Origin of the sequence: Amazonocrinis nigriterrae CENA67 (assembly GCF_016056305.1) — a bacterium.
Taxonomy (GTDB): domain Bacteria; phylum Cyanobacteriota; class Cyanobacteriia; order Cyanobacteriales; family Nostocaceae; genus Amazonocrinis; species Amazonocrinis nigriterrae.
The window spans coordinates 26524-39085 of the sequence record NZ_JAECZC010000097.1 but is presented as its reverse complement, the minus strand read 5'-3'; the positions used below and the strand labels follow the sequence as shown (position 1 = coordinate 39085).

Here is a 12562-nt window from a genome sequence, read left to right as displayed (position 1 = left end):
CTAGCTTCATCACTTTACTCTTATCATCATACCCTGTACTTAAAGAATGCAAGTCCAGGCTCTATAAAGTGTTACATATATGCTACGTTTTTTCTCTACTTTCAAAAGTATCTACTGTACATTACATCTGATCGCAAGACATACTTCCGCCCTTGAATCACAGCAGCGCCCTCATGTGCTAACTCGTGGACAAAACACAAAGCCATACCTGTTACTGGCAGCACAAAAAAATTCGATAAATCACCGTAGTATTCGGGAAGAAAAAAGCGGGTTTCGCCACCTTGAAAGCCTTCATTGAGATAAATCATGAAAGTCAATAAACTTTGTTCGCCATTGGGTCGTGTATAAGAACCATCATGGTGAGGTGCAAACCGCTGACCTGGATCATAGCGATAGAAACGAAAACGCTCATTCAACCCAACAGCCCGCCATCTTCCAATACTACTTGGGATATAACTTGATACACGTTGCCATAGCTGCAAAGCACGCTCTTGATCATCAAGGATAACGCGCTGATTATTGCGAATATCGGGGCGTATTTCAAAACCTCGGCTGGTAGTAATGGGAGCATCTGTATAGCCAAGGTTTTCGGTTAAAGCAATATACTCAGCACATTCCGTAGGTGAAAGAATATTTTCCACCGTAAAAATTTCGTTGCGAAGTAAATCTTTCTTGGTCATAGTCGAGCCAATTTGGATTTAAGCCTTTCGATAGTGTATCCCTGACAACTAACGAGTTTAGGCTGAGGATGTGTGTAGTTTATCAATATTTAAGGAAATAGTTATGCCAAGTGGTCATGCTAATCATAAAGGCACTTCAGACAAACCTAATACTAATGCTGAAGGACTCATAGATGAAGCTGCGGATAAATCAGTAAACCCTGAAGATATACTGTTAGAAGGCGCTACTACAAATACAACTAGAACTCTGGAATTTGTAGATTATCCTCCTGCTACCGAACGTCCAAATGAAGAGCAAAAGACTGGCAACGAAGAGAAATAAGCTCAGGACTTACGCCCATTGTCATCAATTTTTTAGCTTGAATATAGTAAGGTGCGTTATGGCCGGAAGTCCTAACGCACCTACAAACTAGCGATGGGGTGGCGCTTGGCGATAACACACCCTACAAACTTAACCTTTATTTTATTTAGTGTGCTAGTTGCGTATTCTATTCTGAAGCAGAGACAAGAACTTCAGGCTGATAGCGGATACCAGCTTGCTTAAAGCGATGCAAAGCCTCACCCAAGCGATCGCAGTCGGCAATCAAACTGATTCTGACATATCCCTCACCTGCAACGCCAAAGGCATTACCTGGAGTGACAACAACACCTGTTTGCTGCAAGACATCAAGGGCGAAATCTGTTGAACTCATGCCAACAGGACATTTCACCCAAAGATACATTGTGGCTTTGGTTTTGGGAATATCCCAACCCAATTGTCCTAACCCTTGAATCAGGAAATCACGGCGGGTACGATAGCGTTGTTGCACCTCATGTAAATAGATATCTGGCAGTTGCAAAGCTGTTTCTGCTGCTGTTTGCAAGGCGGCAAAAATCCCATAATCCAAGTTGGTTTTCAATGTCCGTAAACCTTGAATTACATGGCGATTACCCACCACAAAACCTACACGCCAACCAGCCATATTATAGGTTTTAGATAGAGTGTGAAATTCCACACCAATTTCTTTCGCACCGGGAATTTCTAACAAGCTAGTTGGCTGATAACCATCAAAAGCTAACTCGGCATAACACAAGTCATGCACCAGCAGAATTTCATATTTACGGGCGAAGGCAACGATTTCTTCAAAGAATTCGCGGGGGGCAGTGGCGGCGGTGGGATTGCTGGGATAGTTGAAATAGAGAATTTTAGCTTTTTGGGCAACTTCGTCAGGAATGGCAGTTAAATCAATTAACCAGTCATTTTCTGGCTTGAGAATCAAGCTGTGGACTTGACCCCCAGCAATTACCGGGCCGCGAAAATGGGCGGGGTAAGCGGGAGAAGGAACCAGTACTAAATCACCTGGGTTAATATAAGCGATCGCTAAATGAGCCAATCCTTCTTTGGAACCAAGTAGCGGTAGGGCTTCGCTATCAGGATCGAGTACAACATCATAACGGCGACGATACCAGTTAGTGATGGCACGGCGGAAACTGGCGGTACCTTCAAATGGGGGATAACCATGATTAGCAGGATTTTGCAAAGCTGCGATCGCGGCTTCTACCACTGGTTGTGGTGTGGCACCATCGGGGTTTCCCATGCCCAAATCAATTAAATCTAGTCCTTGTTCCCGTGCCTTAGCCTTAAGTTCGTCCAGACGGGCAAATACATAAGGTGGCAATTTTTGTATACGTTCTGCTGGGACAATCCAATCCAAACTCATTCCTCAACCTCGTCACTTATTCCCCTTGTCAACACTCGACTTGTGGTGTCTCTACTATCTGTGGGTGCTGTAGTAGAAACCATCGCTGCCATTAACTGTTCTAGTGCGACTTTAAATGGTAGGCGATGAATGTCAGAATTGGGATTTAAGGCAATTTCAGCGGCTGTTTGCAACTCGCTTAATGTGATGTTGCCCAATCCCAAATCAGCTAATTTTTGCGGCAATCCAATCTCTGCATAAAACTTCAATAACTGCTGCCGTGCAGTTGCTGCTAATTGATTGCCTTGAATCATTTCTTCTAAACGCAGTTGCACCAAAATACCATAGGCGACTTTTTCACCGTGGATACTAGTGTGCCCACAAATGTGAGTTAAACCGTTATGTACGGCATGGGCGGCAACGGTGCGACACTGTGCCCCACCTAATCCCCCAATTACCCCAGCTAATAGAACGTTGGCATCTACGACTTCTTGCCAAACCTCACTTCCTGGTTGTTCGAGGGCAGCGGTTGACTTTTGCAATAAAATATCTCGCAAAACTCGCGCTTGTTGGACTGCGGAAATAATTAGAGTTTGTTGTGAATGCCCACTGCTAACTGAAGCTTCGTACCACTTAGCGATCGCATCACCAATACCGGCTACTAATGTACGTTGTGGTGCAGTTTTAATCAAGTCGTAGTCGAGGATCAATAAATCTGGACAGCGAGACAGCGCCACATCATAGAGAAATGCCCCCTCTGGAGAATATACATTTGAAAGGGCACTCCAAGCCGCACAGGTAGCCGCTGAGGTGGGAATTGTCACCACGGGCAACTCTAATTGATGAGCGACTAATTTAGCTGTATCCATTGCTTTGCCGCCACCAACACCGATAATCACATCGGCTTTATGTTCCTTGGCTGCTTTCTTTAAAGATTTTAGAGTCGCTTCACAGCAATCTGCACCATAATCAGCTTGGGCAATTTGCAACTGTTGTTCTTTTAAAATTGGTTGCAAACTTTTTTGGACAGTGGCAAGAGTGCGCCCTGCCACAACTAAGGGACGACTTCCCAAACGAGCAATTTCTGCTGCTGCCTCCTGCAACACACCACAACCACGGATGACTTTTGCTGGCGCAACCGCAAGGGTAAATAAAGAACTAGAGGTTTGAGTAGACAAAGTTTGAGTAGAGATTAATTGATTATGCATATAAACTAGTTTGCCAAAACCTTGATATTTCTTAATTAAATTTTACTTGGCGCTGAGTATTATTGTTTTCATCTTGCTTGGTGATGGTGATGACGTGAGTAAGTTGCTACTACTAGTAATCTGGGAAATTGGATACTGGGTACTAGGGACTGAGGATTAGGAAGAAATTTACTTAATCAAATGAGTTTCTGTTTCCAATTTCCAATTCCCAATTCCCAATGCCCAATTCCCAATGCCCGATACAGCGCAAAGTGCTTTGAAGGTGTAGCTTAACTTTAAGTAATGCCCATTAGCCTCAAATTGCGAACTATCAAAGTATTGAATAACCGTATATTCCACTAACGATACCACTGTGAGATACTCAGTAAAAATATTTGTGACTTGGTAATGAGTCAGTTGTCACTGGTTAGCTTGAAAATAACTAACTACTGAGCAGTATGCACCACTGATTACCAACACCTGATTTAATTGAGTTTTTTTTCATTAAGTAAAATTAGTAAATATTATCTTAATCTAAAAATCCTAAATATTGTATTGTGATATACAAAAAAAACAATGTCATCCTGATAACAGATGAATGATTTCGACTCTATAGGAATATACTTATGGGTGAAGCAGTATAAATTATTAAAAAGCTTCCTGGACAGAAAACCCAATGACTCCAGCAAGCAAGGATATGCGATCGCAAAGTGATATATGCAACAAGGAAGTAGGGAAGATGGGTAATGGGTAATGGGTGATGGGTGAGATGTGATGACTAATAGTAGAATCCAATTCCCAATTCCCAATTCCCAATTCCCAACTCGTAACTATTGCCATTAAGCAGTGGGTTTTGGCAATTGAGCAAATTTTTCTTGATAAATCTCAACTAACATTTGTGGATCTTCACGCGTAGCCAGTGTTCGCTTGATTTGACCCAAGTAAAGTGGTACAGAAACACCTGGTTCTGGGTGTATGAGAGTACGGGCACGAATCGTTAGATAGTTATCTCCCCGTGAACCTAAGCGACCATAAGAATATAGATTACTAGCTGCTTGACGCAGAGTTGCCTCTAATTGTGTGGGTGAAATCTGGGGTGATGTAGCAATTACTGCTTGTGTTGCTCCATTGTCATAAACTAGAGTGTATTTCATTGCTCCTGGAATTACAGTGCGGCTTAAAGGAACCAATGAGAGTGCAAATAACCCACCTGTCAGCACCAGCATAAAGCCAGTCGTGCCTACCAGCCGAAAGCGGATGCCCCATTTGAAAATAAAAGCCAGGACTGCTAAGGCAGCAAATACCAGCGTAGCAATACCCGACCATTGGGTGTATTGAAGAAACTCAGCTGTTGTAAACATACAGATTGGCTAGTTAAGTGTCTTAGCATTAGTTAGCGACACATTCATTTTACCTAGTGGTTACACTTCGGTAGTGATCCATAGTCATGATAAATAAAATGCTGGACAAGCATATCGGTGCTATATGGTATTTTGTTCATCACTACAATGCTAATCTAAGAAGCTCATTACTATGCACTACTACCAAAAACCTCACTTGCAAACTCTCGCAGTGGGGTTTTCAATGATTTATACATCAGTTGGAGGGGCTATCAAACATAAAAAAATAAAATTAGATAAATTACTTAGTTAGCGTACAGGTACAAGATTTTTTCAACTAGTGAGTTAAGGCTTTGTCCCTCTTTCTTTGCTTTAATTACAATTTTTTTGTGTAATTCGGGGTTGATTCTGACCATAAACTTACCGGAGAATGGTTTATCAGGCTCTTCACCTCGTTCTTTGCAGAAATCTAAATAATCATCAACTGAATCATGAAAAGCTTGCTTTAGCTCACTTACGCTAGTACCTTGAAAAGTAATCACATCCCGAATATTGATTACTTCTCCATGAAAGATTTCTGCCTCAGCATCAAATTCTACAACTGCTTCGTATCCTTTATATTTCATCATCATTTGTCTTTGCTTCTTTAATACCAGCTTCTAATAAGAAACGACGCATAGACTTAACAGCCCCTTTATCAGTTTCTTTTTCGGGATGCGGTCTGTGAAATGTAGCTCTGATATCATTAAGAGCAAATCTGACTCTTGATCCTCTTCCTTGTGATACTTCAGCACCGAGCGCAATTAGCATAGACTCAATATCATTCCAAGGGATATTAGATCTAATAGGGTCTTGAAAAATGGCATCAAGAGTTTTTTGGTGTCTACTGTTAAGTTCCATTTTTATAGTATCATGTAGTGATACTATGATTGATTAAATTTGTCACACTTTGCAAAATTTTAAAAATCAAATCAATTACATGTCAAAGTAAAAGTGCGTCTAACAATCTCCCTTAACCTGATAGATATAGTCTTACTGACACCAGTAACAAACTAAACCGTATAGTTTAAAATTCTGCTGCATAAGTCCTAAAAAATATAAAAGGGCATCTAAATACAGATGCCCGTCATGCAGGAAAACCCAAAAGGGTTGTCCCTACACCTTCCCAACTATCAGCAACAGTAGCTAATTTGCAATTAGCCACACTCACAGTCACAAATGTGAATATAGTCATATTATTAACTGGAAGTGTTGATAGGCTCCAGTGTAACCACTGAAACTGAATGAGTCGATATCATTGCCGTTGATAGTCAAAATTACTGCCAAGTCAATTTTGATCTACTCTTAACTTTTCGTGTCGTTTATAGTGATGAACTACTCCACAAATAGCAGACAAAAGTACCCACGAAAGTGTGTTTAAACGAAAATCGAATAAAGTTACATCTACTGTATTGAATAGTAGCCAATTTACAAAAACCACAAGATAGCTAAAAAATATCACTCTATCTTCTGAAGGTATATAGTTTGATTTCCGCAAAAGTTGGATACTGGCAAATAAAACCCAACTAAGAAAGCTAAAAAATAACAAAGTACTCGGTAAACCAGTTTCAGCAGATAGCATCAAAAACAAGTTGTGGGGATGACCCAAGTCAATTTGCATTTGTGCTTTATAAAGTGCTGTAAAATTACGTAAGCCCCAACCTGTCCAAGGATGTTGCTGAGTCAAAGACCAGGCAAACTCCCATTGAGTTTTCCGCATTAAGGCGACTGGTCTATCTGGGTACATATCATCGTTTAAGCGTGCCCAAAAGAAAGCAGGAACAACTTGACGAAAAAATTGAGCTATTGATGAGGGGGCGAAAGCTGCTAAAAGGATGCTAGCCACGACACCAACGACACTACCCACAAGCAGACGCCAACCTTGGTAAAGTGCATAAGCCAAACAGGCAATTATAGCGATCGCCCACCCATTACGCGAATTAGTTAAAATCAAAGCGATAAAATTGGCAATTATCGCAACAGTTAAAAAGAGGATGGGGACTGGGGACTGGGGACTGATGACTAATGACTGTTGACTGTTGACTGATGACTTTTGACTTTTGACTTTTGACTTTTGACGCCATTGTTCTAGCCACAAGCCTAAACCTAGGGTAAAGACAATCCCTAGATAACCTGCAAAGGTGTTAGCGTGCATGAATATTGCAGCCATACGTCCTGGTGGATCTCCTCCAGGTGCGATCACCCAATCTAACACAATCCACAAAAACTGTAATTTGAAATTCCAACCCAAAAACATCTGCCCGAAGCCCATAATCACTAATGGCATCGAACCTATAACTAAAATCCAAGCTAGATGGCGTAATTGGGTTGTTGTTTGAATTAAAGCGCTTAAGCCAATAAAAACTAAGAAAAACGGTAATAAATTAAATAAGCCGACGAAAGCCTCTGTTTTTTCATAGGCAAACCCGGCAGAAACGATTAGTAAGACACTCCAAAGGGCAAAACCCCAATTGAGGGGGAGGCTGATAATTGTGCGGTTTCTTCGCAGCCAAGTGATAAAGGCTGCAAGAATTATACTAACAGCCCCCAAAAACGGACTCAATGGAAAAATCAGCAACCCAAATTGCAGAAAATTCCAAGGTGTTTGTAAATCAGGGTAGGGATGGTAAAAAGCTAACTTCAAGCTGGCTCCCAACATTCCGAACGAGTCAGACGAATTTGCGCTAAAGCAAAAATGGTGGGAATGATCCTACCATAATTAGTGGCGATCGCTCTCCACCCTAAATCAGCAAAAAACCAACCCCACATCACTGGCCCTACGAAAGCAAACATACTACGGACTGCTCCATAACGAGCTGCACTTGCAGTCATCCCGCGCTTTGCCATTTGTATTGCGACATAGTTTTTAAACTGTATTGTCGCTGCTTGTGAGCCTGTAATTGCCGCTTCCTTGGCTACTTGATAGGTAGCAAAGTGTATGGCAAATTGCTGGGCGATTTGTTTAAGAACGAATGGCTGAAGGATAGAAGTCACAGCCAACGCACTACCGCCTTTGAAAAGTAACCCTAAGGGGTCACGCTGCAATAGAAGTGGTAGTGGTTGTTTCAGTTCTGATTTCACCAGATGATGCTGTACCCGCGCTGTCAATTTTTGCTTTTCCTGTTCGGGTAATTTTTTCCACACTTGCCCTAACAAATTTAAAAATACCTCTGCTTCTAAATCAACGGTTGACAGTTGATTAGAATAGGGAATTTTCAAATATTTACATACTTGAATTAACGCTTGTCGGTAACTTACCTGGTTTGTGCGTCCCCGTAATACCGTTATCCCATCTGCCGCCAAAAACCGAAAGCGACTTTCTAAGGCGTCTAGCCAAGCTTTGCGGTCTTGACTTTGGACATCGATAGGTTCTGGTGTATGAACATAATCTAGGGGATTAAACTTACGACTAAACAGAATTGCTGTTAAATCCTGCAATTCATCTTCTGTTGCTAGCTCAAGCGCCGCCCTCAGCTCATCCAATTTCCCTTCCTCTCTTCCGTACAGCTTTCCTGTACCCTATTCTACTATTAGCTTTCAGCAGTCATCAGTAGTTATGTTGTCAGTTGTTATTTGTCAGTTGTCAGTTGTCAGCCGTTTTTCTATTAAACACTAACCACTGACTACTGACCACTAACCACTGACCACTAACCACTGACCATTCACAAAGGACGAATAACTAATGACCGATGTTGCAGTAATTGGTGCCGGGATGGCGGGTTTAGTCTGCGCCCAACAGTTAACTCAAGCCGGATATTCAGTGATAGTTGTGGAAAAGTCCCGTGGTTTGGGGGGACGAGTCGCCACACGCCGCTTGAATGAAACTTGGGCGGATCATGGTGCGTGTTATCTCAAACCCAAAGGTGAATTGTTGGGAAATTTTGTGGAATTGTTACGCGATCGCAATATTTTAGAAGTCTGGACAGACACAGTTTACGAACTCAAACCCAACTCAGAACTGGGCGAAAACTCCGCACCTCGTTATGTTGCGCCTGCGGGAATGAGTGCGATCGCCAAATTTCTCGCCCCAGGTTTGGATATTTTGCTCAATCAGCGTGTCATAGCCATTAACCAAACTCCTGAAAATAGTTGGCGTTTGACGTTGGAATCTAGCAATGAAGAATTAACTGCCAAAGCTTTAGTCCTGGCGATTCCAGCGCCTCAAGCGTTGATGCTGTTGACACCTTTGGGTGAAAGTGTATTGGGCAAAGAGTTTTTGGATAATTTGAGTTCTGTAGAATTTTATCCTTGTATTAGTGCGATCGCTGGCTATCCTGCCACAGTCCAACCCCTTCCACACTGGAAAGCCCTAAATTTTGTAGATGATCCTGTTCTTGGATGGATCGGTTTCGATAGCAGCAAGCGCCTCAACCCTCAGCAACCTGTTTTTGTATTGCAAAGTAGTGCTAATTTTGCCCAAGTTTATCTAGAGTCATCAGATTTACAACCTGCAGCACAGGAAATGTTGCAACATGCAGCCGAGAGTTTGAGGCTTCCTTGGTTGGGGACACCTGAGTGGATGCAAGTGCATCGTTGGCGCTACGCCTTTCCTAGTCGTCCTTGGCAAGAAGCTGTTTTATCTGCCAATAGTTCCTTACCTTTAGTGTGTTGTGGTGATTGGTGTGGTGGCAATCTGGTAGAAGGTGCAATGCTTTCTGGTCTGGCTGCATCTATGGAAATTAACAATCAGCTGCATCAATTACTTCTACCTAATATGAACTTTTTCAAAGTTTTTACCTAATAAATTGATCTATAGCTAGACTGGTTGCTCGGCGTAGTAGTTCACCAAATATAGTGGCTGACTAAATGAACATAAGCAATTCCAATTTTCCAGGATACTATAGATGTAAATTTAAATATTTGAGTATAATTCACACTTAAATTAATAAGTAATGTAAATAAATTATACAGTTTTATTGTACTCAATATTACAACTAATTTATAATTACTTAATATATTATTAAAATTGATCCCTAATAGCTAATGCTGCATTTTGTATAGTTTTTTGTCAACTAATCATAAATTTGAAATAATTAGACTATACATATAAAACATCGACGCTCTTCACTTGTTAAGTACCATTTTCAGGATTAATCCTGTTAAGGAGTATAAAAAATCACTAAATTTACTAGAGCTAGATGTCTGATATTCTACCAAGATAAAAAGTTAAGTTTAGGGTCGAATCAGCTTATTAGTTAAATCACTTCTAACTAGTTGCCAACAACGGCTGCTATGTAGAGTGTTTGGTTCTACAAAAATCATTGAATGGACAAAAAAGGAGTTAAAAAAAACTTATGAAAACAGTAGTTAATTTAACACAGCAGACAGTGTTAGGAGAGATTGAAAGTGTTTTGGATACATATCCATATCATCCTTATCAACAAGCTTTTGCGATTCCTGACTTACGTCAAGAGTTAATTACTTTTGTTCTCAACCGCATTCCCTGCTTTTATAGCGCGGTATCTGAGGGACAAACTTTAGTACAAAATTTAGAAAAAGAGTGCTTGTTAAATTACAAGTTACCTCGTAGTCCATTAGAGCAGCAACTACATGTACAAAATTTGATTCACCAAGGCATTTATTCTATCTTTCAAGACAAGTCAGATTGGATAAGCCATCATTTGTGTGAAACGGTTCAGCCAGGCTGTGAACCATCTCATTGGTTTGGCTAAATCAATAGTTAGGAGTTAAGAGTGAGGAGTTAGGAGTTAAAACAATTTCTAACTCCTAACTCCTAACTTTTAACTTTCAAAGGATCGTGTCCCCAATTCATTAATGAGTATCGCCAGCGCGTATGTTCAACATCACCTTCAGGTTGCTGTACTGAGTGACGATGAATATAACTAATGACTTTTTTCATGTGTGATAAATCATCATCACTATAGTCATCTTTTTTGCTTTTCAACAACTCAATAATGTGCTTACCAGATTTATGTCCGATTGATTCATCGTCGTCTTTCTTTTGTCCAACCGATTGAGATTCCTCTGTTTTCAGCCAAGATTCTAATTCCTTTGCTGTCATGTTGACTGAAGAATGAAACTCATCTATTACTGATTTGACATCTTTACTCATAACTCAAGATTACTCCTCAATATCCTCAAGAGCATCAGGTTTATGAGCGGCTTCTTTACCTGTTTTGTCGCTTTTCACCAAGTACTCTGGGTTGTCTTTTGAAGCAGCAACATGATGTCCTTTGATGTCTGTGGCTGAAGTTAATTTTTTTTCTACCTCGCCAGTAGTTTCACCTTGCGCCGTATTCCATTTCACCTTGTCGCCTTTCTTGAATTCTTCAGTCACAGTTTTTCCTCTTAGCTATTTTATACCTGCCATTATGTTGACGATGCAGGAGGAATTAATCAGTCGAGGGATATAAAAAGCAGTTATCAAAAGCTACCGATAGTCTGAAATGGCAAAAGTGGGTGAGAGTGGTGGCTGGCGATCGCAACAGCAAAACTGACACTTGGTAGAATATCGCCATACCTGACAAGAAGCGGAAAATGTCAACTGTTAAACTGGAAGTACACTTATCTTCAGAAGAATTATTAAAGGCTGTTGAACAGTTAAGCCAACCTGATTTAGAGCAATTTGTATCTCAAGTCATAGCATTACAGGCGCAACGCAAAGCTTCTAATTTGCCACAAGTCGAAGCTGAATTATTACTCAAAATTAATCAAGGTATTCCTTCAAATACTCAAAATTTTTACGATGAATTAATAGCTAAAAGAGATGCTGAAACTCTGACAAAAGAGGAGCATATTGAGTTATTAAACTTGAGTGGAGAAATAGAACAACTACAAGCCAAACGCATAGAGTATTTATCAGAGTTAGCACGTCTGCGCGGAATCTCTCTGACAGCATTGATGGAAAATTTAGGTATTCAGACACAAATGTATGTCTGAAAATCGCACCTATTTTATCTGAGAGCGATCGCTTTTTTATTTTTAACTCTCCAATCTCACCGAACCTACCCAAAATCATATTCTGCCACAAGTTCCTGTCTCATTGAGACGAAAGGTGACAACCCAGCCGCTAGGATACTTTTGACGCGCTTTTTGTTCAGCTAATTCTATATCTGGGTCAATAAAATAATCACCTCTATTGGGTTCAATAGTAATGAACCAATTGTAGTGTTCATCTATCAATTGGGGGCAAATTTGGTTAAAAAAATTACGAGCTTTTTTGCCACGGGCATCTTTTTTTGCTTGTCTTTTAGCCAGTTCTTCTGGTGGTATTGTAAATTCTGGAAATAACCTGCCTTGACGACGAGGGGGAACTTTTTTTGTTTCGACCATAACTTTGATTACCTATTGAGTTAGGACTCTTTTTTGATGTTATCAGAATAAATCTAGACAATGCATACTCTAGTATTAACTTCCATACCATTCATTTTGTAGTTTTATACAGTAGGCTAACGCATCATCCTAGATTTTAGGTGCGTTAGGACTAACGTCCATAACGCACCCTACTGGCTAAGCACTCAGCACTTTGCTATAACTGCCCATCAAGGCGTTTTACCACAATATCAGTTAACGTGCCGCCCTCATCAATCCCAAATTTCCAACGCTAAGAAGATGGTGATGTTGCAATGATAGTAAATTCCTCAGTGACAGTTGTGCTACTTCCAGAGTTATGATTT

At 40.7% G+C, this 12562-nt stretch carries 16 protein-coding genes; 4 read left to right on the top strand and 12 right to left on the bottom strand.

Annotated features, from left to right (window positions below):
- Positions 1 to 101: 101 nt before the first annotated feature.
- Positions 102 to 680, bottom strand: a complete 579-nt coding sequence (locus I8748_RS30545) for a prolyl hydroxylase family protein (protein WP_198128236.1) — start codon at positions 678 to 680, stop codon at positions 102 to 104.
- 103 nt (positions 681 to 783) lie between these two features.
- Between I8748_RS30545 and I8748_RS30540 the strand changes: the two genes are divergently transcribed.
- Positions 784 to 1002 carry a hypothetical protein gene (locus I8748_RS30540; RefSeq protein ID WP_198128235.1) on the top strand — a complete coding sequence of 73 codons (219 nt, stop codon included), beginning with the start codon at positions 784 to 786 and terminating at the stop codon, positions 1000 to 1002.
- A gap of 166 nt (positions 1003 to 1168) precedes the next feature.
- On the opposite strand, the gene I8748_RS30535 is transcribed toward I8748_RS30540, so the two are convergent.
- The 8 genes from I8748_RS30535 to I8748_RS30500 all read right to left on the bottom strand — a co-directional run bounded on the left by I8748_RS30535 (position 1169) and on the right by I8748_RS30500 (position 8408).
- Positions 1169 to 2380 (bottom strand): aspartate aminotransferase, encoded by a 1212-nt coding sequence (locus I8748_RS30535; RefSeq protein WP_198128234.1) that lies wholly within the window; start codon positions 2378 to 2380, stop codon positions 1169 to 1171.
- Positions 2377 to 3567, bottom strand: coding sequence for an iron-containing alcohol dehydrogenase family protein (locus tag I8748_RS30530; protein ID WP_198128233.1), 1191 nt, complete (start codon positions 3565 to 3567; stop codon positions 2377 to 2379). The genes I8748_RS30535 and I8748_RS30530 overlap by 4 nt, the downstream gene beginning before the upstream one ends.
- Before the next feature lie 627 nt (positions 3568 to 4194).
- On the bottom strand, positions 4195 to 4386 hold the full coding sequence (locus I8748_RS30525) for a hypothetical protein (protein ID WP_198128232.1): 192 nt from the start codon (positions 4384 to 4386) through the stop codon (positions 4195 to 4197).
- Positions 4386 to 4907 (bottom strand): Ycf51 family protein, encoded by a 522-nt coding sequence (locus I8748_RS30520; RefSeq protein WP_198128231.1) that lies wholly within the window; start codon positions 4905 to 4907, stop codon positions 4386 to 4388. Before I8748_RS30520 ends, I8748_RS30525 begins: the two co-directional genes overlap by 1 nt.
- A 284-nt stretch (positions 4908 to 5191) precedes the next feature.
- A complete protein-coding gene (locus I8748_RS30515) occupies positions 5192 to 5515 on the bottom strand; it encodes a type II toxin-antitoxin system HicB family antitoxin (RefSeq protein WP_198128250.1) in 324 nt (107 codons plus the stop codon).
- Complete coding sequence (locus I8748_RS30510) at positions 5502 to 5786, bottom strand: type II toxin-antitoxin system HicA family toxin (RefSeq protein ID WP_198128230.1); 285 nt, start codon at positions 5784 to 5786, stop codon at positions 5502 to 5504. Before I8748_RS30510 ends, I8748_RS30515 begins: the two co-directional genes overlap by 14 nt.
- A 427-nt stretch (positions 5787 to 6213) precedes the next feature.
- Positions 6214 to 7584 carry an O-antigen ligase family protein gene (locus I8748_RS30505; protein WP_198128229.1) on the bottom strand — a complete coding sequence of 457 codons (1371 nt, stop codon included), beginning with the start codon at positions 7582 to 7584 and terminating at the stop codon, positions 6214 to 6216.
- Positions 7566 to 8408, bottom strand: a complete 843-nt coding sequence (locus tag I8748_RS30500) for a YaaW family protein (RefSeq protein ID WP_096557277.1) — start codon at positions 8406 to 8408, stop codon at positions 7566 to 7568. Before I8748_RS30500 ends, I8748_RS30505 begins: the two co-directional genes overlap by 19 nt.
- Positions 8409 to 8607: 199 nt before the next feature.
- On the opposite strand from I8748_RS30500, the gene I8748_RS30495 reads away from it, so the two are divergent.
- Both I8748_RS30495 and I8748_RS30490 read left to right on the top strand, forming a co-directional pair.
- Positions 8608 to 9666, top strand: coding sequence for an NAD(P)/FAD-dependent oxidoreductase (locus I8748_RS30495; protein ID WP_198128228.1), 1059 nt, complete (start codon positions 8608 to 8610; stop codon positions 9664 to 9666).
- Between the two features lie 553 nt (positions 9667 to 10219).
- Positions 10220 to 10597, top strand: coding sequence for a hypothetical protein (locus I8748_RS30490; protein WP_198128227.1), 378 nt, complete (start codon positions 10220 to 10222; stop codon positions 10595 to 10597).
- A 62-nt stretch (positions 10598 to 10659) separates the two neighbouring features.
- Here the strand turns inward: I8748_RS30490 and I8748_RS30485 are convergent, their stop codons facing one another.
- Together I8748_RS30485 and I8748_RS30480 are read right to left on the bottom strand one after the other, a co-directional pair.
- The gene (locus I8748_RS30485; RefSeq protein ID WP_198128226.1) at positions 10660 to 10998 is read right to left on the bottom strand and encodes a DUF3140 domain-containing protein; all 339 of its coding nucleotides are present in this window, start codon (positions 10996 to 10998) and stop codon (positions 10660 to 10662) included.
- Between the two features lie 9 nt (positions 10999 to 11007).
- The gene (locus I8748_RS30480) at positions 11008 to 11223 is read right to left on the bottom strand and encodes a hypervirulence associated TUDOR domain-containing protein (protein ID WP_198128225.1); all 216 of its coding nucleotides are present in this window, start codon (positions 11221 to 11223) and stop codon (positions 11008 to 11010) included.
- A 200-nt stretch (positions 11224 to 11423) separates the two neighbouring features.
- Between I8748_RS30480 and I8748_RS30475 the strand changes: the two genes are divergently transcribed.
- Positions 11424 to 11825 (top strand): STAS/SEC14 domain-containing protein, encoded by a 402-nt coding sequence (locus I8748_RS30475; RefSeq protein WP_198128224.1) that lies wholly within the window; start codon positions 11424 to 11426, stop codon positions 11823 to 11825.
- 75 nt (positions 11826 to 11900) lie between these two features.
- Here the strand turns inward: I8748_RS30475 and I8748_RS30470 are convergent, their stop codons facing one another.
- Positions 11901 to 12218, bottom strand: a complete 318-nt coding sequence (locus tag I8748_RS30470) for a hypothetical protein (protein WP_198128223.1) — start codon at positions 12216 to 12218, stop codon at positions 11901 to 11903.
- Positions 12219 to 12562 lie beyond the last annotated feature (344 nt).